At 71.3% G+C, this 20,983-nt stretch carries 23 protein-coding genes, 1 other RNA gene and 2 pseudogenes; 6 read left to right on the top strand and 20 right to left on the bottom strand.

Annotation, left to right across the window (positions count from 1 at the left end; genetic code table 11):
- Nucleotides 1–43 precede the first annotated feature (43 nt).
- The gene (locus RMN56_RS19870; protein WP_313718986.1) at nt 44–529 is read right to left on the bottom strand and encodes an FBP domain-containing protein; all 486 of its coding nucleotides are present in this window, start codon (nt 527–529) and stop codon (nt 44–46) included.
- Nucleotides 530–589: 60 nt separating this feature from the next.
- On the opposite strand from RMN56_RS19870, the gene RMN56_RS19865 reads away from it, so the two are divergent.
- On the top strand, nt 590–1,159 hold the full coding sequence (locus RMN56_RS19865) for a TetR/AcrR family transcriptional regulator (protein WP_262282292.1): 570 nt from the start codon (nt 590–592) through the stop codon (nt 1,157–1,159).
- A gap of 7 nt (nt 1,160–1,166) precedes the next feature.
- Here RMN56_RS19865 and RMN56_RS19860 read toward each other — a convergent pair whose 3' ends face one another.
- Complete coding sequence (locus RMN56_RS19860; RefSeq protein ID WP_313718984.1) at nt 1,167–2,378, bottom strand: PP2C family protein-serine/threonine phosphatase; 1,212 nt, start codon at nt 2,376–2,378, stop codon at nt 1,167–1,169.
- Nucleotides 2,379–2,562: 184 nt separating this feature from the next.
- Complete coding sequence (locus RMN56_RS19855; protein WP_313718983.1) at nt 2,563–3,405, bottom strand: LysR family transcriptional regulator; 843 nt, start codon at nt 3,403–3,405, stop codon at nt 2,563–2,565.
- Nucleotides 3,406–3,476: 71 nt separating this feature from the next.
- Between RMN56_RS19855 and RMN56_RS19850 the strand changes: the two genes are divergently transcribed.
- Complete coding sequence (locus tag RMN56_RS19850) at nt 3,477–4,715, top strand: MFS transporter (RefSeq protein ID WP_313718982.1); 1,239 nt, start codon at nt 3,477–3,479, stop codon at nt 4,713–4,715.
- Here the strand turns inward: RMN56_RS19850 and RMN56_RS19845 are convergent.
- The 3 genes from RMN56_RS19845 to RMN56_RS19835 all read right to left on the bottom strand — a co-directional run bounded on the left by RMN56_RS19845 (nt 4,676) and on the right by RMN56_RS19835 (nt 6,578).
- A complete protein-coding gene (locus tag RMN56_RS19845) occupies nt 4,676–5,230 on the bottom strand; it encodes a GNAT family N-acetyltransferase (RefSeq protein ID WP_313718981.1) in 555 nt (184 codons plus the stop codon). The genes RMN56_RS19850 and RMN56_RS19845 overlap by 40 nt on opposite strands.
- Before the next feature lie 52 nt (nt 5,231–5,282).
- Complete coding sequence (locus tag RMN56_RS19840) at nt 5,283–5,930, bottom strand: hypothetical protein (RefSeq protein ID WP_313718980.1); 648 nt, start codon at nt 5,928–5,930, stop codon at nt 5,283–5,285.
- A gap of 192 nt (nt 5,931–6,122) precedes the next feature.
- On the bottom strand, nt 6,123–6,578 hold the full coding sequence (locus RMN56_RS19835) for a hypothetical protein (RefSeq protein ID WP_313718979.1): 456 nt from the start codon (nt 6,576–6,578) through the stop codon (nt 6,123–6,125).
- Between the two features lie 148 nt (nt 6,579–6,726).
- Here RMN56_RS19835 and RMN56_RS19830 point away from each other — a divergent pair, with 148 nt between their 5' ends.
- Nucleotides 6,727–6,861: a hypothetical protein gene (locus tag RMN56_RS19830; protein ID WP_313718978.1), complete on the top strand. Its 135-nt coding sequence runs from the start codon at nt 6,727–6,729 to the stop codon at nt 6,859–6,861.
- A 42-nt stretch (nt 6,862–6,903) separates the two neighbouring features.
- Here RMN56_RS19830 and RMN56_RS19825 read toward each other — a convergent pair.
- Together RMN56_RS19825 and RMN56_RS32700 are read right to left on the bottom strand one after the other, a co-directional pair.
- Nucleotides 6,904–7,218 (bottom strand): annotated as a pseudogene (locus tag RMN56_RS19825) (tyrosine-type recombinase/integrase); the annotation flags it as partial.
- Nucleotides 7,219–7,351: 133 nt separating this feature from the next.
- Nucleotides 7,352–7,546: pseudogene (locus tag RMN56_RS32700) on the bottom strand (HD domain-containing protein); the annotation flags it as partial.
- A gap of 284 nt (nt 7,547–7,830) precedes the next feature.
- On the opposite strand from RMN56_RS32700, the gene RMN56_RS19820 reads away from it, so the two are divergent.
- Nucleotides 7,831–8,325: a GNAT family N-acetyltransferase gene (locus tag RMN56_RS19820; protein ID WP_313718975.1), complete on the top strand. Its 495-nt coding sequence runs from the start codon at nt 7,831–7,833 to the stop codon at nt 8,323–8,325.
- A 249-nt stretch (nt 8,326–8,574) separates the two neighbouring features.
- Here RMN56_RS19820 and RMN56_RS19815 read toward each other — a convergent pair whose 3' ends face one another.
- The 4 genes from RMN56_RS19815 to rnpB all read right to left on the bottom strand — a co-directional run bounded on the left by RMN56_RS19815 (nt 8,575) and on the right by rnpB (nt 11,226).
- Nucleotides 8,575–8,778, bottom strand: a complete 204-nt coding sequence (locus tag RMN56_RS19815; RefSeq protein ID WP_313718974.1) for a VOC family protein — start codon at nt 8,776–8,778, stop codon at nt 8,575–8,577.
- Nucleotides 8,779–8,813: 35 nt separating this feature from the next.
- The gene (locus RMN56_RS19810) at nt 8,814–9,482 is read right to left on the bottom strand and encodes an HAD family hydrolase (protein WP_313718972.1); all 669 of its coding nucleotides are present in this window, start codon (nt 9,480–9,482) and stop codon (nt 8,814–8,816) included.
- A 344-nt stretch (nt 9,483–9,826) separates the two neighbouring features.
- The gene (locus RMN56_RS19805; RefSeq protein ID WP_313718970.1) at nt 9,827–10,219 is read right to left on the bottom strand and encodes a hypothetical protein; all 393 of its coding nucleotides are present in this window, start codon (nt 10,217–10,219) and stop codon (nt 9,827–9,829) included.
- A 597-nt stretch (nt 10,220–10,816) separates the two neighbouring features.
- Nucleotides 10,817–11,226: RNase P RNA component class A (gene rnpB, locus RMN56_RS19800), an RNA gene on the bottom strand.
- A gap of 191 nt (nt 11,227–11,417) precedes the next feature.
- Between rnpB and RMN56_RS19795 the strand changes: the two genes are divergently transcribed.
- Entirely contained in the window at nt 11,418–12,179 is a 762-nt protein-coding gene (locus tag RMN56_RS19795; RefSeq protein WP_313718968.1) for a sulfite exporter TauE/SafE family protein, read from the top strand.
- A 42-nt stretch (nt 12,180–12,221) separates the two neighbouring features.
- Here the strand turns inward: RMN56_RS19795 and RMN56_RS19790 are convergent, their stop codons facing one another.
- Nucleotides 12,222–13,454, bottom strand: a complete 1,233-nt coding sequence (locus RMN56_RS19790) for an MFS transporter (protein WP_313718967.1) — start codon at nt 13,452–13,454, stop codon at nt 12,222–12,224.
- Nucleotides 13,455–13,512: 58 nt separating this feature from the next.
- Between RMN56_RS19790 and RMN56_RS19785 the strand changes: the two genes are divergently transcribed.
- On the top strand, nt 13,513–13,980 hold the full coding sequence (locus RMN56_RS19785; RefSeq protein ID WP_313718965.1) for a MarR family winged helix-turn-helix transcriptional regulator: 468 nt from the start codon (nt 13,513–13,515) through the stop codon (nt 13,978–13,980).
- 72 nt (nt 13,981–14,052) lie between these two features.
- Here RMN56_RS19785 and mctP read toward each other — a convergent pair whose 3' ends face one another.
- The 7 genes from mctP to RMN56_RS19750 all read right to left on the bottom strand — a co-directional run bounded on the left by mctP (nt 14,053) and on the right by RMN56_RS19750 (nt 20,882).
- On the bottom strand, nt 14,053–15,708 hold the full coding sequence (mctP, locus tag RMN56_RS19780) for a monocarboxylate uptake permease MctP (protein WP_313718963.1): 1,656 nt from the start codon (nt 15,706–15,708) through the stop codon (nt 14,053–14,055).
- Nucleotides 15,708–15,950 carry a DUF3311 domain-containing protein gene (locus RMN56_RS19775; protein WP_262282281.1) on the bottom strand — a complete coding sequence of 81 codons (243 nt, stop codon included), beginning with the start codon at nt 15,948–15,950 and terminating at the stop codon, nt 15,708–15,710. Before RMN56_RS19775 ends, mctP begins: the two co-directional genes overlap by 1 nt.
- A 210-nt stretch (nt 15,951–16,160) precedes the next feature.
- Nucleotides 16,161–17,348, bottom strand: a complete 1,188-nt coding sequence (locus tag RMN56_RS19770) for a bifunctional RNase H/acid phosphatase (protein ID WP_313718961.1) — start codon at nt 17,346–17,348, stop codon at nt 16,161–16,163.
- 5 nt (nt 17,349–17,353) lie between these two features.
- On the bottom strand, nt 17,354–18,091 hold the full coding sequence (locus RMN56_RS19765) for a zinc ribbon domain-containing protein (protein ID WP_313718959.1): 738 nt from the start codon (nt 18,089–18,091) through the stop codon (nt 17,354–17,356).
- Nucleotides 18,088–18,918: a Nif3-like dinuclear metal center hexameric protein gene (locus RMN56_RS19760; RefSeq protein WP_313724800.1), complete on the bottom strand. Its 831-nt coding sequence runs from the start codon at nt 18,916–18,918 to the stop codon at nt 18,088–18,090. Before RMN56_RS19760 ends, RMN56_RS19765 begins: the two co-directional genes overlap by 4 nt.
- Before the next feature lie 139 nt (nt 18,919–19,057).
- Nucleotides 19,058–19,639, bottom strand: coding sequence for a flavoprotein (locus RMN56_RS19755; RefSeq protein WP_313718958.1), 582 nt, complete (start codon nt 19,637–19,639; stop codon nt 19,058–19,060).
- A 16-nt stretch (nt 19,640–19,655) separates the two neighbouring features.
- Nucleotides 19,656–20,882 carry a helix-turn-helix domain-containing protein gene (locus tag RMN56_RS19750; protein WP_313718956.1) on the bottom strand — a complete coding sequence of 409 codons (1,227 nt, stop codon included), beginning with the start codon at nt 20,880–20,882 and terminating at the stop codon, nt 19,656–19,658.
- Between the last annotated feature and the right edge of the window lie 101 nt (nt 20,883–20,983).

Here is a 20,983-nt window from a genome sequence, read left to right as displayed (position 1 = left end):
CTACATAGGGGTCCCGGCAGCCGCGCCGGGGAGGAATGCCCACCTATTCGACGACCCGCTGGAGGAAGGCGGCCAGGTTGGCCGTGGTCCGGTCGATCTTCTCGGCCAGCGTGAGGGACTCGTCGAGGCGCCGGCCGGCGTTCTTCTTCCCTCGCAGGTAGAGGGAGCAGGCCAGGTCGGTGCAGAGGTAGCTGCCGACCGAGTTTCCGGCCCGGCCGGCCGGGCCGGCCTTGCGGGCGGTCATCAGCGAGACGCCGTCCCCGGTGTGCGTGGTCAGGCAGAGCGAGCACATGCTGCGCCGGCCCTGCCCGGCCTGCGACGCCACCCGCAGGGCGACGCCGAGCAGCCCGGCACCGGACTCGGCGACCAGGTAGGCCCGCTCCGTCGCGGCGGGATCGCGCCAGCCCAGGAAGTCGAGGTCAGCCCAGGGGCGCTCGGCAAGATCCCGGGGCAGGGCCAGGCGCTTCGCCTCGCCCTTGGTGCAATTGACGAAGGAGGCCCGGATGGCGGGCTCGGACAGGGGTGTCATAGGCGCTAGTCTAGACCTCCTAGGTAGAAGACTAGAGAATCTAGACGTGGGGTGGGACACATGGCCCGTACGGGGCTGACGGTCGAGCGCCTGACCCTGGCGGCGGCGGAGATGGCCGACGAGGTCGGCTTCGAGAACGTCACCGTCTCGGCGCTCGCCCGCCGATTCGGGGTGAAGGACGCGAGCTTGTACTTCCACCTCAGGAACGCCCAGGAGCTGCGGGTCCGGGTGGCGATGCTGGCCCTGGCGGAGATGGCCGACCGGGCCGCCGACGCGCTCGCCGGGCGAGCGGGCAAGGACGCGCTGGTCGCCTTCGCCGACGCCTACCGCGACTACGCCCTCCAGCACCCCGGCCGGTACGCCGCAGCGCAGCTGCAACTCGACCGGGAAACCGCCGAGGCGAGCGCGGCACGGCGGCACGCCGACATGACCCGCGCGATCCTGCGCGGTTACCGGCTGGCCGAACCCGACCAGACCGACGCCGTACGCCTGCTGCACAGCACCTTCCACGGTTACGTGTCGCTGGAGCGGGCCGGCGGTTTCCGCCACACGCCACGGACGACCGACGCCACCTGGTCGCGCACCCTCGACGCGCTCGACGCCCTGCTGCGGAACTGGCCGCCGGGCTGACGCGGGGCTACCGGGGCAACCGGCGGACGGCCAGCAGGGCGATGTCGTCGGTGGGGTGCTCGGTGTCCAGCGTGGCCATAACGGTGGCGGCCACCGTGTCGACGGGAGCCAGCGGGACGGCCGCGGTCAACCGGGCCACGCCGGCGTCGAACAGCTCACCACGGCGCTCGACCAGCCCGTCGGTGTAGGCGACCAGGACCGAGCCGGGCGGGAAGTCGGCCGTCGTGCTGCGCCGCTCCCGGTTCCGGCCCGCGCCGAGCGGCGGATCGATGTGCGCGTCGAGCACGGTGTTCGGGCGGCCGGGCGCGGCCAGCACCGGGCGCGGGTGGCCGGCCACGGAGACGCGCAGGGTCTCCCGGTCGGGGGAGATCATCGCGTACAGCGCGGTGGTCAGGCTGCCGGCCTCGAAGTGGACCACCTTGCGGTCGAGCAGGGTGAGCACCTCCGCCGGGTCTTCGGAGACCAGCGAGTAGGCGCGCAGCGCGCTGCGGACCCGGCCCATCACGACGGCGGACTGAAGCCCGTGCCCGGAGACGTCGCCGACGACCACGCCCAGCCAGCCCGACGGCAGGGTGAAGACGTCGTACCAGTCGCCGCCCACGCCGGAGGCGTGGCCCGGGATGTACCGGCCGGCCAGTTCCAGGTCGGGCAGACGGGGCAGTTCGGCGGGGATGAGGCTCCGTTGCAGGGCCAGGGCCGCGGTCTGGTCCAGGGTGTTGGCCCGGGCGCTGCTGGCCAGGCTGACCCGGTCGGCGACCAGTTCGAGCAGGCGGACGTCGTCGAAGGTGAACTGTCGCGGGGACAGGGTGCCCACGTGCAGCACGCCGACGAGCTCGCCCCGGGCCATGATCGGCACGCCCAGGAGGGACCGCACCCCGGTCTGGATGAGCACCGGGTTGACGACGTTGTCGTTGGTCACGGTCTGGAGGATGACCGGCTGGCGGGTGAACGCGACCTGGCCGGCGAACCCGCGGCCGACGGACACCCGGAAACCCTGCCGGACCTCCTCCTCCAGCCCCCGGGCGGCGGTGGCCACCAGCTGCTGGGCGCGGACGTCGAGCAGGAGGATCGCGGCCGTGTCGACCCGCAACAGGTCACGCACCCGGTCGAGCAGCTCGTCGAAGAGGTCGGCGACATCGAGTCGGGACAGCGTCGCGTCGGTTACCGCCTCGATACGGCGTAACCACTGCTCGTCCCCCAGGACCTCCGCCCGAACCACCCCACGATCCTAGTTGCGTCCCGACAAGTTCCGCTTCCGGCGGCCCCTGGGACGGCCGTCCCGCCGGTTGGTCGAATCGGACATCCGGCGCGCGGGGCGACGGACGAGTAGACGGTACGCCGGATTCCCGTGGTGATCCGCCCCGCGGGATTGCCGAGGGAGACCCGCGTCACGCCGGCGACACTCAGATCGTGCGTCGCAGCGCGGTCTCCACGGCATCGACCAGCGGGTCACCCTCGTTCCGGGGGTGCCGGGCGAGGCCGAACTCGACGTCCGGCAGGGCGGGCAGGGCGGCCGCGTCGTGGCAGGCCATGACCGGTTCGAGGTTCGCGGGCATGAGCGCCGCGACGCCGAGCCCGGCCCGTACCGCGGCGAGCACACCGAGCAGGCTGTTGCTCTCGAACGTCACCCGCCAGCGCCGATCGGTACGTTGCAACGTCTCCAGCACCGAGGTACGCCAGGAGCACGGGTTCGAGAACAGCACCACCGGCAGCGGATCGGCGGCCACGTCCACGCCCTGGCCGATCGCCCAGACCAGCGGGCGGCGCACGGTCCAGCGGGGCGGCCCGGGAAGGTCCGGCAGCGCGTCGAGCACGAGTTGGACGCGGCCCGCGTCGTAGGCCTCCCGCATCGCGGCGCTGGAGATGCTGAGCACCTCCAGCGTGGCGCCGGGGTGCAGCCGGGCGAGGTCGGCGAGTGCCTGCGGAAGTTGTGACGCGGCCAGGTCTTCGAGCAACCCGACGACGCAGTGCCCGGTGAGCGCGCGCCCGGTTTCGGTGAGTGCCTGCGCGGAGAGCGACAGGATGCGCTCGGCGTACGGCAGCAGCTCCTCACCCGCCCGGGTGGGCGAGACGCCGGCCGGCGACCGGTTGAGCAACGGGCGGCCGACGACCCTCTCGAGCTTGCGCAACTGCTGGCTGAGCGCGGGCTGGGTGTGGCCGAGCGCGGTGGCGGCCCGACTGATGCTGCCCGCCCGGACGGCGGTCACGAACGACCGCAGCAACGCGGTCTCCAGGTCCCTGGCCATAACCAATCATTATGGTGGTGCCAGCAAACTCGCCACTTCCTATGGCTCGGCGGCGGATCTAGCGTCGCAGGGTGACCGGATACCGACAGGTGCTCACCGTGCCGGGGATGGCAGCGCTGCTGGGCGTCTCGCTGCTCGCCCGCGTCGCGATCACCGCCGACGTGATGGCGCTGACCCTGTACGTCGTGCTGGGGCTGGACCTCAGCTACGCGGCCGCGGGTGGCGTCGCGGCGGCCCTGACCGCCGGGGTGGCGCTGGGCGGGCCGCTGCTCGGCCGCATGATCGACCGGCGCGGCGCGCGTGTCGTGCTGTTGACCACCGTCGTCCTGCAGGTCGTGTTCTGGCTGAGCGTGCCGCTCCTGCCGTACGGGATCCTGGTGGGCGCCGCCTTCGCCGCCGGTCTGCTGATGGTGCCGGCTCAGCTCGTGACCAGGCAGTCGATCGCCGCCATGACGACGGCGGGACTGCGGCGGGCGGCGTTCGCGCTGGAATCGGTGCAGGGCGAACTCTCGTACGTGGTGGGCCCGCCGATCGTGATCTTCTTGGCGGCGCAGGTCTCCCCGGGCGTGGTGGCCTGGGGCGTCGGTGCCGCCATCGCGGCGGGTGGCGCGGGGCTCGCCCTGCTCGACCCGCCGCTGCGTGCCGACGACGAGGCGGACGCCGGAACGCTCGACCGCCCCCGTCGCCGGGAGTGGCTGGACCCCCGCCTGATCGCCGTGCTGGTGATGGCCTTCGGCGCCACGATGGTGCTCAGCGGCACCGACCTGGCCATCGTCGCCACCCTCGAACACGCCGGCCAGGTGCCCTGGGCCGCCGTGGTCGTGGCCACCTACGGCGTGGCCTCCATCGCCGGCGGGCTGGCGTACGGCGTGTTCCCCCGGCCACTGCCCACCTGGCTGCTGCTCGGCCTGCTCGGGCTGGCGACCGTTCCCGCCGGCCTGGCCCACACCTGGCCCTGGCTGTGTGTGGCCGGCGCCGCAGCGGGGCTGCTCGCCGCGCCGACCCTCTCCGCGGTGGCCCACGCGGTGAGCCGGCTGGCGCCGGCCGGCGTGCGCGGCGAGGCGACCGGCCTGCAGTCCTCGGCGCTGAGCGCCGGGTTCGCGCTCGGATCCCCCGTGGCCGGGGTGGCGATCAGCGCCTCCGTGCCGGCGGGCGGTTTCGCGGCGGCCGGGCTGGCCGGGGTTGCCGCCGCGCTGACCGGATACCTGCTGTCCCGCCGCTCGCCCGCCCGGCCCCCGGCCCGGGCACCGCAGGGGCTACCGGCCCCCGCTCAGGACGGCGGCCGCCACTCCCGCCTGATCAGCCCGTAGACCCACGAGTCGGAGACCTCGCCGTTCACGACGCAGTCCTCCCGCAACGTCCCCTCCCGCACGAACCCGAGCTTCTCCAGCACCCGGGCGGATGCCGCGTTGCGGGTATCGGTCTCGGCCTGGACGCGATTCAGGTCCAGCGTGTCGAACGCCCATCCGAGCAGAGCGCGCGCGGCCTCCGTCGCGTAGCCGTGGCCCCACGCCGCGTCGTCGAAGCAGTAGCCCAGCGATGCGCTGCGGTAGTCCGGATTCCACCGGCTCAGGCCGCACCAGCCGAGAAACGCCCCGTCGGAGTCACGATCCACGGCCAGCCGCGCCCCGGTGCCCCCCTCGGCCATCTGCCGGCAGGCCGCGATGAACCGCTCGGCGCGCACACGTTCGCTCCACGGGGGCGAGTCCCAGTAGCGCAACACGTAGGGGCTGCTGTGCAGCGCGAAGAGGTCGTCCGCATCCGCGTCGTCGAACGGACGCAGTCTCAGGCGAGTGGTGTGCAGCGTGGGGGCGGGTAGCGACATGGCACGTTCCCTCCGGTACCGGCGGCCGATCAACCAGACATCCGGCGCCGGGTCACGCGCAACGGGTTTTCCCGGCGGGCAATCGGCGTGGGGCCCGGGTGCGGCGGTAGTAGGACCAGCCGGCGACGGGCAGGGCGATCGCCCACGCCAGCAGCAGCGGCAGGCCGAGGAGGACACCGGTGGCGGTGAAGATGTCGTCCTCCGGGTTGGTGTCGGCGAGTTCGGCCGCGAGCTGCCAGGGCAGCGTCGCCACGTAACCGATCATCAACGCGGATCCCAGGACGGTCGGCGTCAACGGCAGCCATCGTGGCACCCGATGTCCACGCAGCACCGGTATCCAGCGCGGGAAGATCAGACCCCAGTCGCTGATGAGTCCGAGGGCCAGCACTCCGCCGAGTCCGGCCAGGACGCACAGGACGGTGAGATAGAGCGCGCCGGCAGGCAGGCCGAGCAACCCGTCGACCGGGTGGTCCCCCACGCCCGGTCCGCGACCGTGGTACCACTCGCGGAACGGATCGGGATGGGCGAACAGCGGGATGCCGAGAATCCATGGGATGTGCAGCGGGATGAAGCCGAGGATGGGGGCGACCCAGGCGACGTGCCCCGCGCGGCGCGCCCAGGGTGGCGGCGGTGGTGTGCGCAGCGCCGTTGCGCCGGAGGGTGTCCGGGCGGCGCCCTGAGCCGTGCCGCCTCGTCGCACTTCGGTGTATCCCCGTTGTCCCGATCGTCCCATGGGCCGACGATGTCACCGCGCCTCGACGCGGCGCCTCACCCGGCTGCGGGATCACGCTCCCTCGCTAGGGGGAAGGCAGCTCGTCGGCTGCCCGAGCGGGCGCGCCTGGCGGTGGGGCGGACCGGGGGCTACGGGTGGGCCCTGTGTGTCGCGGCCGTCTCATACCGGATCCGGACCCGACCGTCCTGTGCGGACACCGGCTCCCCGTGATCGGCGGACGTAGGAGACCGTTGTCACGACGAGCAGCACCGCGCCCACGAAGAAATAGGTGTTGATGCCGATCCCGGCCCAGAACTCAGCCGTGGAGATGTCGTCCCTCCCCACGAAGCCGCCGCGGTTGCCGGTAGCCATGAGCAGGTTCTCGACCATCCCGGGAACCCCCCGGACGACGAGCAGCGCGCTGCCGAACCACAGCGGCGTGAGGAGCATCCATCGCGGGACGCGTCGACCCCAGGGCCGGACGGTGGCGACAACGACAGCCGCCCCGACGGCCGACATGAGGATGAGAACGATGTTGAAGATCACGTACGCCCTGAAACTCCAGGGTCCGTCGCCGGTCGGATCGTCGCCGGGCAGGAACACCACGACCACGTGGGAGACGACGAAGAGCAGCAACCACGCGAACGTGCCGTACGCCCAACGAGGGCTGGCGTGAACTCTCATACCACCAAGATCATTGACGCGGGTGGCATCACGCCTCCCCTCCTGGGGGGATTCCTCTCCCCCACCAGAGGGGCTCGGATTCTCGGGCGTACCCACAGGCGTGATCGCGACCGGCGGCACGCGCCAGATGGTCGAGGTCGGCGTGCGTGCTCGGGCAGGCCACCTGTCGGTGCTTATGACGGCGGCTGACCTGGTGGGCGACGGACGAGTCGACCTGTACGCCGGATTCTGGTGAGAGCATGGGCGCGAGCTGGGGGAAGACGGCCACTCTCCCACCTCAGGCCGTCTCTGGGCCGTCAAGCACCCGGGGCCGGAACAGTCGGTCGATGGCGTTGCGGGTGCGTTCCTCGCTGGCCGGCATGAGGTGCGTGTACACCCAAAGGGTGAATCCGGGGTCGGAGTGGCCGAGGTAGGAGGCGAGGGCCTTGATGCTCTCCCCCGCGTCGAGCAGCGCCGAGGCGTAGAAGTGCCGCAGCGCGTGCATGCCGGTCGATCTCGACGGCACGATGCCGGCCGCCGTGACGGCCGATCGCCAGATCTTGGGGTCGAACCAGCAGCGGTTGATCGACTTGCGCCAGGTGGTGGTCCGCAAAGTCCGTAGGCTCTCCGTCGGGCGTCGTGGTGAGGTCGCACATCCAAAGCGCGTCTCTCACCGGACCTTCTTCGTCATGAAAGGCGGCCAGGTGTCCGTCGAGCCCACGTAGACGAGCCTCCCTAACAGCACAGGAGTGATGCGCTACCAGGTGGACCACGCGATCGGGCGCGTCCAAGCCTCGAAGATAGATTGCGCCGTCCAGCGGATGAAAGCCTGTCTTAGCTAGGTGAGGTGCGTAGCCGACATCGTGAAGAATCGCGGCTGCCTCCAACAGGGGCCCGTCGTCACCGGCAGCTGCGGTAAGCGTCCGGGCCTTCAGGGCGACACCCTGAACATGAGCTCACCGGCGAGGCAGCGTGCCCGAAAGGTTCTGGCGAGAGACCTCGTAGGCCCACGAGACGAGCGACATGTACAGACGAAGCGCCGGCTACGACTCACCAATACCGCCTATCCGGCCGGCTGCCGGCGGTGTCGGGCTCCAGCTGATGCGCTACGGATCGGTGTCGGATGACAGGTGACAGTCCGCCGTCCAACAGGGCCACCTGGTCGTCACACCGCGTCACCAGATACCGGGTTGCCTGCTCGCCACGCCTGCGAAACCCTCTCCGCATGATCGATACACGTGCTCTCGGCGAGGGCGACTGGAAGATGTGGCGGGAACTGCGGCTCGCTGCGCTGGCGGAGGCCGGGTACGCCTTCGGTTCCCAGCTGGCGGACTGGCAGGGCGACGGCGACCGCGAGGAACGCTGGCGCGGGCGACTGGCCATCCCCGGCTCGTACAACATCCTGGCGATGCTCGACGGGCAACCCGTCGGGATGGCCAGCGGGGTGCCGACCGACCACGACGGAGTCGTGGAGCTGATCTCGATGTACGTGGCACCTGTGGGACGTGGCCAAGGCGTGGGCGACCACCTCGTGCGGGCGGTCGAGCAGTGGGCTCGGCTGGTGGGCGCGCGGACGCTGCGGCTGGCCGTTGTAGAGGGCAACAAGAACGCCTGGACCCTCTACCAACGGAACGGCTTCCGTGACACGGGTGAACTCGGCGACCTCATGCCCGACGGAGTACGCCGCGAGCACGTCATGACCAAGAGCCTCGTGGGTTAGCGTCGGGCCGTCGATCGAGGGCCTCCGACCCGCCGCACAGTCGGTAGCCAGCGAACCCGCCACCGCGTAACCCATCAAGCGGAGTAGGACAGCCGGCTGCCGGCGGTGTCCGGTCTCGGGACCTGCGTGACACATCGGTATCAGGACCTGCGTGACGCTGTCGACGGCTACGGCTTGGCCAGCAGCCCGGCCGAACGGGCCTAAAGGACGTCGAACTCGTTGCCCTCTGGGTCGGCCATCGTCACATGGTCAGGGGCACCGTCCGGTGCGTCGACCCGGAGCGGTCCCGCCTGCTGCCACCAGTTTGTCGACGATCGCCTGGACCCGCGGCCAGCGCACCTCCAACGGCTCGTGCCGGCCGCCGCCGACGTGGATATCGAAGTGCATCCGGTTCTTGACTGCCTTCGGCTCGACTTCATGCTGGAAGAATCGGAGATCTTTCCCGAAGCGCATCGGGCAACCTCGACAAACCAGGAACCGAACCGGCTTCAGATTCCGGCCAACGCCAGCACCTGATCGAACCCGCGAAGCTGCGCTGGCGAACTCACCATCGGCAGCACCAGGGCCGGTATGCCGACGGCCACGGAACCGCCGTCGCATCCGGGATGATCGCCAACCATCAACGTTCGATCTGGCTGTGCCGCCAGGGCTTCGACTGCGGTGCGCCAGATCCGTACATCAGGTTTGACGAAGCCGACCTCGTAGGAAAGAACGAATGCATCGATGTAGCGGTCAAGCCCGTGCCTCGCAAAGCAGATGCGAATGTCCCAGCCCACGTTGCTGACCACGCCAAGGCGAATACCGCGGGCACTCAGCGCGGCGAGAGTGGACGCCGTGTCCGCGTACGGCGCCAGCGCTTCGGCGCGCGTTTCGTGCAGGGCTCGCGCAAACGGCAAGTCCACCCCACGGATTTGCTGCAGGACAGCCAGAATCGCCCGGTCCCACACCTGTGGGTCCAAGTCCCGGGCGATGTGAGCAGGGTCCGTAGCCGTCGTCCGCAGCAACTCAGCGAAATCCGAGGCGATCCGCTCCGCCTCACCGGCGGCCACCTCCCGGCCGATCAAGGCCGCCGCGCTGCCGACCCAGCGGTTGGGGTCCCTGGCGAACAGGGTCCAAGCGAAATCGAACAGGACGGTTGTCACGGGTTTCGAAGGCACCAGGTCACCCTAGATCAGCGGGACGATTGACATCGGCCATGATGCTCCTGACTGCGCTCGACGCAGAACAGGTCGAGTTGCCCTCCGGGCCGGCCTTGGTCACCCGACCGGGGCCGCTGGATACCGGCAGTCCCTAGGTGGAAACCGATTCTTGGTTCGTCACGCTTCCCCTCCGGCACCTTCAGGAACGAAATACCGGGCCGGATGCCGTGCGGCGGCCCGCTCCCCCAGCAGGGCGGGTCGGCGGCAGACGGGATGGCAGGAAGACCTTCAGTCGTTCGTGGTTGAGTTCGAGCTGACGCCCCGGACGATGGTGGACTGTTCCGGCAGCTCGACAATGCCGTCTACCAGCTTGCCGTCCAGTGGTACCAGGGTCCCTCGATCTGTTCGAACTGTGGCCCCTCCCACTCACCGTTTCCAAGGTCACCGTCCGGCCCGTTCGGGAAGTAACCCCATCCAGAATCGTCGAGGCCAGGGCTGTCGACAGCGTAGAAGATGTAGCCGCCCTTCACCCCGTATGACGACCCAATGTCACACGAGCCGATCTTGTCAGGTGCATCGACCGAATCGAACGCGTCTAGGGTCGGAGGCGGCGGTAGCTTCGTCGCCACCTCGTCGAAGGGGGCACGGTCGAAGCAATCCGGGCGGGGGTAGTACCCCATGGCGAGCGCGGTCGTCACTGGTATCGCAACAAGCGTGGCGGCGACGGCCGTAACCGCGATGGCCCAAGTTCGCATATCGCGGAGTCTGTCAGGCCTTCGGAGGAATGTAGAGATCCAGGCGCGTGGGAACACAGGGGGCACAAGACACCGTCAAAGGTTGTCGACCAGTGAGCAACCATGGCAAGCCTCAGACGCCGTGTGAGCAGCTATCCGGCACTGGTGGGCTGAGCGAGGCCCGAAGTTCAGCTTCAACTCCCCGACCTGGCCGCAAGTCTCAAGGGCGTCCGCGTTCTCGCACTGCTGCCTCGATTCGCAGCAGCAGGCCGCTAACCAGCGTGACGGCGGCCACGAACCGCCACTCAGGGAAGCCGCGGTCGGCGAGCAACACGAGCCAGCAGGCACCAACAACCGCTGCGATCGTCCCGACGATGCCTACGCCCCGACTTGATCTCGTATCCACAGCGGCACTCTACGGGCTGGCGGCAATGTTGCCGGCGGCCTCAGGGGCAAGCCGCTTGCTCGGCGGGTCTGGGCCGCCGCTGGGCCGCCGCTGGGCCGTCGGGGCCGTCAGTGGGCCGTCGGACGGCGACCAATGACGACCGACGACGACCACCAGCACCCGAAGAAACGCCAGGCCAGCCGCGATGTGTGAGCGGCTGACCTGGTGGGCGACGGACGAGTCGACCTGTACGCCGGATTCTGTGACCGGCACGCCCCGAGGGGCGGCCGGCGGCGGCCATCCATCTCGGCCTACCGTCGCCGGCAGGCTCCAGCGGCCTACCCGCAGACATCGGGCGGGCAGCCCTCAAGCGTCTGCGCGGGTCGTCATCTTGCGGTGACGGCCCTTTCTTGGCCTTGCTCCGGGTGGGGTTTACCGAGCCATCCCGGTCACCCGGGATGCTGGTGGGCTCTTACCCCACCGTTTCACCCTTACCGTCCCTTATCGGGCCGGCGGTCTGTTTTCTGTGGCACTGTCCCGCGGGTCACCCCGGGTTGCCGTTAGCAACCACCCTGCCCTGTGGAGTCCGGACGTTCCTCGGCGGCGGGCCGCAGCCCGCCGACGCGACCGCCCGGTCGACTCGTCCGTCGCGCCCTCATCCTAACGACGGGACCCCGGCTCCCATTTCCACCCCGCCACCGGTGTTGACCAAGAGGTTTGCGTCGCGACGGGGTCCGGTCCTGACGCAAACCTCTTGATCAACGCGGAGGCAGCCGACGGGGCCGGTGGAGGTGGCTCTGCGTGCGGGGCCTGGGCGGGCTAGCCTGCGGGATCATGAACCTCTCCGACGTCGCGCTGCTGGTCGCCGCCGGCCTCGCCGCGGGCACGGTCAACGCGGTGGCCGGGGGCGGCTCCCTGATCACCTTCCCGGCCCTCATCGCGATCGGCCTGCCCCCGGTCCCCGCGAACGTCAGCAATTCGGTGTCGGTCTTCCCGGGCTACGTGGCGAGCGTGGCGGGCAGCCGGGCGGACCTGCCCCGGGGGCGGGCGCTCTGGCCGCTGCTGCCGACGGCGGTGGCCGGCACGATCGTCGGTTGCGTGCTGCTGCTGGCCACCCCGGCGCGCGCGTTCGAACTGGTGGTGCCGTTCCTGGTGCTGGGCGCGACCGCCGTGCTGGCCTTCCAGGACCCGCTGCGCCGGCTGGTCGGCCATCCGGCCGACCTCAGCCCGCGCCGCCGCACCGTCACGGTGCAGGCCATGGTCGCGCTGGGCACGGTGTACGGCGGCTATTTCGGCGCGGCGCTCGGGGTGATGCTGGTGGCCGGTCTGGCCCTCGTGCTGGATGCCACGCTGGCCCGGGTGTCGGCCATCAAGAACCTGCTCTCGGCCGTGGTGGGGCTGACCACGCTGGTGGTGTTCGCGCTCTTCGGCCCGGTCGACTGGGCCGCGGTCGCGGTGGTCGCGCCGGCCACACTGGTCGGCGGGTACGTGGGCGCCCGGCTGGTCCGCCGGCTCCCGCCGGTGGTGCTGCGGACCCTCATCGTGGTCTTCGGCACGGTGATCGGCCTCTACCTGCTCTACCGCGCCCTCGGCTGACCGGGCGGGGAGGGGCCCCGGCAGGCGGGGCCCCTCCGCACCTCAGTACGCCTCGCCGACCGGCTCCTCGGGGGCGTGCTCGTTGCGGCGGGCGGCGGAGTTCCACCGGGACCAGAGCACTCGCTCGCCGTAGCCGGCGGCCATCACGTGCGCGAAGGCTAGGTAGACCAGCACGCCGACCGAGAGGACACCGAACCCGACCCAGAACGGCAGGGCGAGCGAGTGCTCGGCGAGCTTGCCGGAGATGATCGGGGCCGGCGCGGCGGCGCCCCAACGGACCAGGTTGAAGGCGCCGGTGGCGACCCGTCGGTCGCTGGAGCCGAGGCCCAGGGCGAGGTCGGTGAGGTTGGCGTTGGCCAGGCCCATGAACAGGCCGGCGAGGACCAGGACCACCAGCGACATCGCGGTGCCGGTGGAGGTGGCGAAGAGGACCATGCAGACCAGCAGGCCGGCGACGGCGACGCCGACGGTCTGCACCGCGCCGATCCGGTGCGCCAGCCGGTGGCCGATCAGCAGGATGCCGGCGGCCAGGCCGAGACCCCAGCCAGTGAAGGCCAGGCCCAGCGGGATGACGTCGAGGTGCAGGTAGAGCGGCGTGTAGCCGAGCACCACGAAGAAGACGAAGTTGTAGGCGGCGGTGACCACGCAGAGGGTGACGAACGCCGGCTTGCGGTAGGTCGAGAAGATCGCGCCGAGGCGTACGGGGGCCTGCTTGTTGGCCGGTTCGCGGAGCTTGCGCGAGGCCACGGCCAGGGCCAGCACCATGAACACGCCGCAGACGAAGAACGGCAGCCGCCAGCTCACCTCGCCGAGCAGGCCGCCGATCAGCGGGCCGACGGCGAAGCCGAGGCCGAGCGCGGTCTCGAAGAGGCCGACGACCCACTCCCGGTCGTTGGCCAGGTTGACCAGCACCACCATGGCGGTGGCGAAGAACATGGCGTTGCCCAGGCCCCACACGCCGCGCAGCACGGAGAGCTGCACGATGTCGTTGCTGAACGACGCGAGGATGGCGGCCACACCGACCACCGAGACGCCGGTGATCAGCACCGGCTTGAAGCCGAACTTCCCGCTGGCGAGGGTCGCCGGGATCATGCCCACCGCCATCACCGCGATGTACGCGGTGAAGAGCAGTTCGACCTGCCAGGCGGTGACCCCGATCGCCTCGCCGATGGCGGGCAGGATCGGGTCCACCACGGCGATGCCGGCGATGGCGAGGAACGCCACCAGGGTGGTGGCGTAGATGGCACTGCGGTTGGGTTCGGATCGCCGATCCACTCCGCGCCTCCAGACAGATAGCTGTATCTTACAGGTAAATCAGTTGTATCATACAGCTATGAGGGACGACGCCAACGCGGAAGATGCCACACTCGGGCGGATCGAGACCGAGGTCGCACTGCTCATGCGGCTCGGTGAGGCGACCCGGCGGGCCACCGGCACGGCCGAGCACCGGGTGCTGGACCGGGCGGCGTACGTGATCCTGCGGCACCTGGCCGGCGCCGGCCCGCAGAACGTCTCCGCGCTGGCCGCCAAGCTGAACCTGGACGGCTCCACGGTCACCCGCCAGGTCTCGGCCATGCAGCGGGACGGGCTGATCGCGCGTGCCCCGGATCCAGCCGACGGGCGCGGCACGGTGATCTCACCCACCCCGGCCGGCCTCCAGCGGATGGCCGCGGTGCGGGCCGCCCGCACCCGGCTCTACGGCGACATCCTGGCCGCCTGGTCCCCCGACGACCGGGAGAACCTCGCGGACCTGCTGCACCGGCTCAACGAGGCCCTCGAATCGCGCACACGCCGCCGCTGACACCGCCGTCCGGGCTGTTAGGAGGGGCCCCCTGTACAACGCGAGGCGTTAACAGGGGGCCCCTCCTTTCACTCAGGCCACGGGCTCCCGGGCGGCGTCCGCGTCGCGGTCCGGACCGGGGGTGACCCGCGGGTCGCCCTCGTCGGCGAAGTAGTCGTCCGGAGTGGTGGCGTCCACCCCGTCGGCCACCTTCGCGGCCCGCAGCACCAGCGTGAGCAGCGCGGCCACCGCCAGGTTGACCAGCACCGCCACGATGCCCACGTAGATCGTCTTCGTGGTGTCGAAGCCGAACTCGGAGAGCGGGAAGGCCGAGCCGGCGAAGTGCTTCTTCCCGGTCGTCGGGTTCCCGATCTGGTAGAGCATCCACATGCCGAGCCCCATGCCGGCCACCCAGCCGGCGATCAGCGCGCCCCGGTGGAACCAGCGGGTGTAGAGGCCCAGCGCCACCGCCGGCAGCGTCTGGAGGATGATCACGCCGCCGATGAGCTGAAGGTCGATGGAGAACTGCGGGTCGAGGAAGACGATGCAGGCCACCGCGCCGACCTTCACCACCAGCGAGGTGATCTTCGAGACGTTGGCCTCCTGCGCTGGGCTGGCGTCCCGCTTCAGGTACTCCTTGTAGATGTTGCGGGTGAACAGGTTCGCCGCCGCGATCGACATGATCGCCGCCGGCACCAGCGCGCCGATGCCGATGGCCGCGTACGCCACGCCCGCGAACCAGTCCGGGAACTGGCTGTCGAAGAGCAGCGGCACCACCGTGTTGCCGTCGACGCTGCCGGCCTTGGCGCCGGGCAGCGGCTTCACGCCCGCCGCGATGGCCATGTAGCCGAGCAGCGCGATCAACCCGAGCAGCAGGCTGTACGCCGGCAGCGCGGACATGTTCCGCTTGATCACGTCGCGGTTCCGGCTGGCCAGCACGCCGGTGATGCTGTGCGGGTAGAGGAACAGCGCCAGCGCCGAGCCGAACGCCAGCGTGACGTACTGGAGCTGGTTGTTGGCGTTGAGCAGGATGCCGTCCCCCGGCGCGGGTGACGCCTTGAACTTCGCGTCGGCCGCGTCGAAGATGTCGCCCCAGCCGCCCAGCTTGTACGGCAGGTAGACGACCGCCACCAGGATCACGATGTAGATCAGCGAGTCCTTGACGAAGGCGATCAGCGCCGGCGCGCGTAGCCCGGACTGGTAGGTGTAGGCCGCCAGGATGGCGAAGGCGATGATGATCGGCAGGTGCCGGGCCAGCGCGCTGTCCCCGGTCACGCCCATCGTCTTGAGCACCGCCTCGATGCCGACCAGCTGCAGGGCGATGTACGGCATGGTCGCCACGATGCCGGTGATCGCGATCAGCAGCGCGAGGATCGGCGAGTCGAACCGGTTGCGGACGAAGTCCGCCGGGGTGACGAAGCCGTGTCGGTGCGAGACCGACCAGAGCCGGCAGAGCACCAGGAACACCATCGGGTAGATGACGATCGTGTACGGCACGGCGAAGAAGCCCGCCGCCCCGGCCCCGAAGATCAGCGCCGGCACCGCCACGAAGGTGTAGGCGGTGTAGAGGTCACCGCCGACCAGGAACCAGGTGATCCAGCCGCCGAAGCTGCGCCCGCCCAGGCCCCACTCGTCCAGGTGGGCCATGTCGCGCGGCGCCCGCCACCGGGCCGCCACGAAACCCATGGCGCTGACCAGCAGGAAGAGGAAGCTGAAGACGATGATCTCGGTGAGGTGATCGCGCCACATCAGCGGTCACCCCGCTTCTTCGTCATCTGGTAGACCAGCGTCGTGGTGGCCACGCCGAGGATGATCCAGGCCAGTTGCAGCCAGTAGAAACGCGGGAAGCCGAACAGCCGGGGCGAGTCGGCGTTGAAGAAGGCCGGGATGAGCGGCACCACGATCGGTATGAAGAGCAACCAGTTCCAGGGGCTGTGGTCCTTCGCCCTGGATCGCGCCGTTGTCGGCGCCTCCGGTTCTGGTGCTGCCATGTGACACACCTCCGGGAACTCGTAACTAGCCATGTGACGGCCGGAGGCTACGACCCTGTGAACGCGGTCACGTTCTCCCGGAGGACGGCGATGCGCCGAGCGGCCGCCCGCGTGCGCCGAACGGCCGGCGGCTCCAGGTCGCGGCGCGCCGCCGGACGCGCCGAGCCGGAGTCGCCGTAGGCGCGGGCGGCCGGGCGGCGCCGGGAGAAATCAGACGTCGGCGAGGTGGGAGGTGTCGTTGACCGAGCGGACCGCGACGCCGCCGTCCGGGTAGAGGTCGAGCACCGAGATCCCCGCGGTGTCCAGGTAGAGCCGGTGCAGGAAGGCGTCGCCGGCCGCGAGGGCGTCGCGCAGCACCAGCTTGATCGGCGAGACGTGGGAGACCACCACGACGGTCTCCCCCGGGTACGCCCTCCGGAGCCGGTCGACGGCCCGGCCGGTCCGCTCGGCGACCGCCACGAACGACTCACCCTCCGGCGGGGCGATGCTGGTGGAGGCCAGCCAGGCGTCCAGTTCCCCGGCCCAGCCCTCGCGCACCTCGGCGAAGGTGCAGCCCTCCCAGACCCCGAAGTCGCACTCGATGAGGTCGTCGTCGGGGCGTACCGGCGGGTTGCCGACCAGCGCGGCGACCGCCTCGGCGGTGGCCACGCACCGCGCGAGCGGCGAGCTGACCACGGCCGCGACCGACGGCGCGAGGGCGGCCACCCGGGCGGCCGTGGCCCGGGCCTGGGCCCGGCCCCGGTCGGTCAGCGGCACGTCGCCGCGCCCCGAGTAGCGCTTCTGCACGGTCCGCTCGGTCTCGCCGTGCCGGACCAGGATCAGCCGGGTGGCCTCCTCGGTCGGGCGCGGCTCCCAGGAGGCCGGCGTGGTGGCCGGGTCGGTGCCGGTGGCCCGGGCGGTCGCCGCCCGGGCGGCCACCTCGCGGACCGCCGGGTCGGGGGCGGCGGCCTCGCGCGGCGCCTCCACGGGCCGGCTCGGGGCCAGGCCGGCCGCCGCGTCCATCGCCGCATTCGCCAGGGCGTCGGCGTGCTTGTTGCGCTCCCGGGGCACCCAGCTGAACCGCACGCTGGCGAAGCGGCCGACCAGCCCGGCGGCCTGCGCGGCGAGCGGCCGCAGCCCGGGGTTCTTGATCTGCCAGCGGCCGCACATCTGCTCGACCACCAGCTTGGAGTCCATCCGGGCCTCCACCTCGGCCGCGCCCAGCTCGGCGGCGGCCTCCAGCCCGGCGATCAGGCCTCGGTACTCGGCCACGTTGTTGGTGGCCGTGCCGATCGCCTCGGCCCGCTCGGCCAGCACCTCGCCGGTCGCCGGGTCCCGGACCACCGCGCCGTAGCCGGCCGGCCCCGGATTGCCCCGGGACCCGCCGTCGGCCTCGATCACGACCGCGCGCACCGCCACGACGGCTACAGCCCGGACTCGTTGGTCCGGACCATGATCCGCCGGCACTCCTCGCAGCGGACCACGTCGTCCGGGTCGGCCTTGCGGATCCGGGCCAGGTCGGCGCCGGAGAGCTCCAGCCGGCAGCCCCCGCAGCGGGCGCCGGTGAGCAGCGCCGCGCCGAGGCCGGTGTCCGTGCGGATCTTGTCGTAGAGGGCGACCAGGTCGGCGGGCAGGTCGCCGGCCAGCGGCTGGCGGGCGCCGCGCTTGAACTCCTCCTCCTTGGCGATCTCGGCGAGGCTGTCGTCGCGGCGCTGCTCGGCGGCGACACGCCGGTCCCGGGCCTCGGCGATCCGCCGCTCGACGCCGTCCAGCACGCCCTGCGCGGTCTCGCGCTGCTCCATCAGCTCCAGCTCGGCGTCCTCCAGGTCGCTCTGCCGGCGGTTGAGCGAGGCCAGCTCGTGCTGGAGCGCCTCCAGCTCGCGGGCTGGGCCGGTGCCCGCGGCGAGGCGGTTCTCGTCCTTGGTCTTGCGGGCCCGGACCTGGTCGACGTCCTTCTCCAGCCGGGCGATGTCCCGGTCCAGGTCGTTCACGGCCACCTGGGCGCGGACCCGCTCGTCCTCCAGCGCGGAGAGTTCGCGCGCCAGGGCCTCCAGCTCGGCCAACTCCGGCAGCGTCCGGCGGCGGTGGGCGAGCTGGGCGAGCGTGGTGTCGATCGCCTGCAGGTCGAGCAGGCGGCGCTGCACCTTCGGGTCAGCCTTCACGGTCGGGGCTCCTTGTCGTCCGGTCGGGGTGCGGCGGCGTGCACGGTCCACGGGTCGGTGTCCAGGTCGGACACCGTGGTCTCGACGCCCAGCTCGTCCCGCAGGTGGGCGGCCAGGTCGTCCAGCCAGGGTCGCTCGGTCGCCCAGTGGGCGGCGTCCAGCAGGGCCGGGCCGCCGGCGGCGAGGTGCTCACCGGCGGGATGGTGGCGCAGGTCGGCGGTGAGGAACGCGTCCACCCCGGCCGCGGTCGCCTCGGCGAGGAAGCTGTCCCCCGAGCCGCCGCTGACGGCGAGGGTACGAACCATACGCCCGGGATCCCCGGCGGCGCGAACTCCCCAGGCGGTGACGGGGAGCACGGCGGCGGCGTGCCGGGTCAGCTCGGCCAGGGTGAGCGGGGTGGGCAGCTCGCCGATCCGGCCGATGCCCCGGCCGGGGCCGGCGGCGGGCGAGCCCGGGCGGGGCGGGTGCAGCGGGCGCAGCCCGGTCAGCCCGAACCGGGCGGCCAGGGCGTCGGACACCCCGGGGTCGGCCACGTCGGCGTTGGTGTGGGCGACGTACAGCGCCACGTCGGCCTTGATCAGCCGGTGCACGATCCGCCCCTTGTACGTGGTGGCGGCCACCGACGAGACGCCGCGCAGCAGCAGCGGGTGGTGCGCGACGATCATGTCGGCCCCGGCCGCGAGCGCCTCGGCCACCGTCTCCGGGACCACGTCGACCACGCAGGCGACCCGCCGGACCCGGGTTTCGGGCTCACCGAGCACCAGCCCGACCCGGTCCCACTCCTCGGCCCAGGTGGGCGGGTAACGCCGGTCGAGCGCGGCCACCACGTCGGCGACCGTGGGCGGCGATCCGGTTGTGCTCACGGCCGGCCAGCTTACCGGCGTCGGGAGGCCGACATGCCCGATGGCGGTTAGGAGGGGCCCCCTGTACAACGGAATGCGTTAACAAGGGGCCCCTGCTTGCACCTCAGCCGACCGGGGCGGCCGGGCGTGGCGCGGCGCGCAGGGCGGCCAGGCCGACTGCCCACGGGAAGGCGTCCAGGTGCCGCTCACCGGTGCCCGGCGGGTGCAACGGCACCACGTGGTCGCCGAAGACCACCCGGATCCCCCACTCGCGCAGCCGGGCCAGGCTGGCCCGGAAAGCGGGGTGCGCGGCCATCGCCACGTTGGTGTAGGGCACGGCCGCGATCGGCACCCCCATCCCCTGCCCCTCCACCAGCAGGCCGAGGGCGAGGGTGTCGGCGATGCCGACCGCCCACTTGTTGACGGTGTTGACCGTCGCCGGGCAGACCAGCATGGCGTCCGCCGGGGGCAGCACGTCCGGGTCGCCCGGATTCTTGTAGTGGGTGCGGACGGGGTGACCGGTCTGCCGGGCCAACGCCGTCCGGTCGACGAACTTCGCGCCGTCCGGCGTGGTCACCACGCAGACCTGCCAGCCGTCGTGCTGGGCGAGGTCGACCAGCCGGCCGACGTGACGGGCCAACGGCGAACCGCAGGCGATGACATAGAGCACCCGACGGTGCCCGTTGCTGGTGTGCGGACCGCTCATCCGGCCCGACCCGCGCTCATACTCCGACTCCCATATGCACAGCCAACTCCGCGATCGGCGAAGGCGGCGTACCCCGTGTGCGACGGAGCACGTCCGACATCACCTCGTGGGCGATGGGCCGGCAGCGGATCTCGGAGGGCGCGAGCCGGTCGCCGCGGAGCAGCATGTCCCCGGCGTTGGCGACGTCGCCGATCTGGGCGAAGCCGCGGGCGATGTCCAGCAGGTGGTGCGCGCGCCGCTCGGGCAGCAGCGCGTTGAACGCGGGCTCGGCCAGCCGGTGGTGGGTCTCCACCGCCCGGCCGCCGTCGCCCAGCTCGACGGCGGCGGCGGCCCGGTGCAGCTCCAGGTTGGTGGGGCCGAACGAGGTCCAGTAGTGGTTGTGGTCCCCGCCGAGCAGGGTGGCCGCCTCGGCCGCCCCGGTCAGCAGGTCGTCGACGGTCGCCGAGTCGCCGATGCGGGCGGCGGCCATGGCGCCCTGGAGCAGCAGCATCCCGTAGACCGAGAGGCGTTCCGGCCGGACGTCGTTCTCGCCGCCGGGGGCCAGCCGGTTGGCGATCCGCACGTTGAGTTCGAGCGCGGGGCGAGGGCGGCCCATCGCGACGAGGGCGTTGCAGACCCGGGTGGTGGCGATGCCGGCGAGCAGGGGGTCGTCGGCCCGCTGGGCGACCGCCATCGAGCGGTCGGCGGCCAGCCAGGACAGGTCGCACTCGCCGAGCTTGCGCAGCACCGAGGAGGCGATCTGGTAGACCTGCCCGAGCAGGTGGGCGGCCTCCCGGGCCTGGTCGCCGCCGTAACCGGCGTCGGCGGCCTGGGCGTCGCGGAGCAGCTTGGGCAGGGCCCGGGTGAGCATGCCGTAGCGGCCGTACTGGTAGGTGAGCCAGGCGTGGTTGACCGCCTTGCGCATGTCGGTCAGCGGCGGCGGGTAGGGCGCCGCGTCGAAGTACGCGCTCATCGAGTCGTAGCGCTCCAGCGCGGCGCGGATCTCCTCGACCTCGACCTGGTCGATGCAGTTGAGGGCGTCGATTCGCCGCTCCGGGTCCTTGCCGAGGAGCAGTTGCACGTCGACCTGGAGGATGTCGGCGATCTCGTAGAGCACGGAGAACTTGTCCAGCCGCCGGACGCCGCGCTCCACCTTGTCCACCCAGCTCTTGGACTTGCCGAGCCGGTCGGCGAAGACCTGTTGGGACATCTTGCGCCGGCTCCGCCAGTACGCGACCCGCCGGCCTATGGGTAGCTCGTCCATCTCCCCATCCCTCCCCCTGCCCGCGTCCGGCTGATCTCCCCCGGTCGACCCTCGCAACGGTCCGTCGGTACTCAGGTTTTCGCTGGTCGCACAGTCTGTAC

This window comes from Micromonospora halotolerans (assembly GCF_032108445.1).
GTDB lineage: Bacteria > Actinomycetota > Actinomycetes > Mycobacteriales > Micromonosporaceae > Micromonospora > Micromonospora halotolerans.
The sequence above is the reverse complement of the archived record's forward strand: the minus strand, read 5'-3'. Positions and strand labels throughout refer to the sequence as shown.

What these genes read in the sequence shown, in the direction of transcription:
- RMN56_RS19870 (WP_313718986.1), bottom strand. Translation starts at nt 529, where the DNA reads ATGACACCCCTGTCCGAGCCCGCCATCCGGGCCTCCTTCGTCAATTGC.
- RMN56_RS19865 (WP_262282292.1), top strand. Translation starts at nt 590, where the DNA reads ATGGCCCGTACGGGGCTGACGGTCGAGCGCCTGACCCTGGCGGCGGCG.
- RMN56_RS19855 (WP_313718983.1), bottom strand. Translation starts at nt 3,405, where the DNA reads ATGGCCAGGGACCTGGAGACCGCGTTGCTGCGGTCGTTCGTGACCGCC.
- RMN56_RS19845 (WP_313718981.1), bottom strand. Translation starts at nt 5,230, where the DNA reads ATGTCGCTACCCGCCCCCACGCTGCACACCACTCGCCTGAGACTGCGT.
- RMN56_RS19820 (WP_313718975.1), top strand. Translation starts at nt 7,831, where the DNA reads ATGATCGATACACGTGCTCTCGGCGAGGGCGACTGGAAGATGTGGCGG.
- RMN56_RS19815 (WP_313718974.1), bottom strand. Translation starts at nt 8,778, where the DNA reads ATGCGCTTCGGGAAAGATCTCCGATTCTTCCAGCATGAAGTCGAGCCG.
- RMN56_RS19805 (WP_313718970.1), bottom strand. Translation starts at nt 10,219, where the DNA reads ATGCGAACTTGGGCCATCGCGGTTACGGCCGTCGCCGCCACGCTTGTT.
- RMN56_RS19795 (WP_313718968.1), top strand. Translation starts at nt 11,418, where the DNA reads ATGAACCTCTCCGACGTCGCGCTGCTGGTCGCCGCCGGCCTCGCCGCG.
- RMN56_RS19785 (WP_313718965.1), top strand. Translation starts at nt 13,513, where the DNA reads ATGAGGGACGACGCCAACGCGGAAGATGCCACACTCGGGCGGATCGAG.
- mctP (WP_313718963.1), bottom strand. Translation starts at nt 15,708, where the DNA reads ATGTGGCGCGATCACCTCACCGAGATCATCGTCTTCAGCTTCCTCTTC.
- RMN56_RS19775 (WP_262282281.1), bottom strand. Translation starts at nt 15,950, where the DNA reads ATGGCAGCACCAGAACCGGAGGCGCCGACAACGGCGCGATCCAGGGCG.
- RMN56_RS19755 (WP_313718958.1), bottom strand. Translation starts at nt 19,639, where the DNA reads ATGAGCGGTCCGCACACCAGCAACGGGCACCGTCGGGTGCTCTATGTC.
- RMN56_RS19750 (WP_313718956.1), bottom strand. Translation starts at nt 20,882, where the DNA reads ATGGACGAGCTACCCATAGGCCGGCGGGTCGCGTACTGGCGGAGCCGG.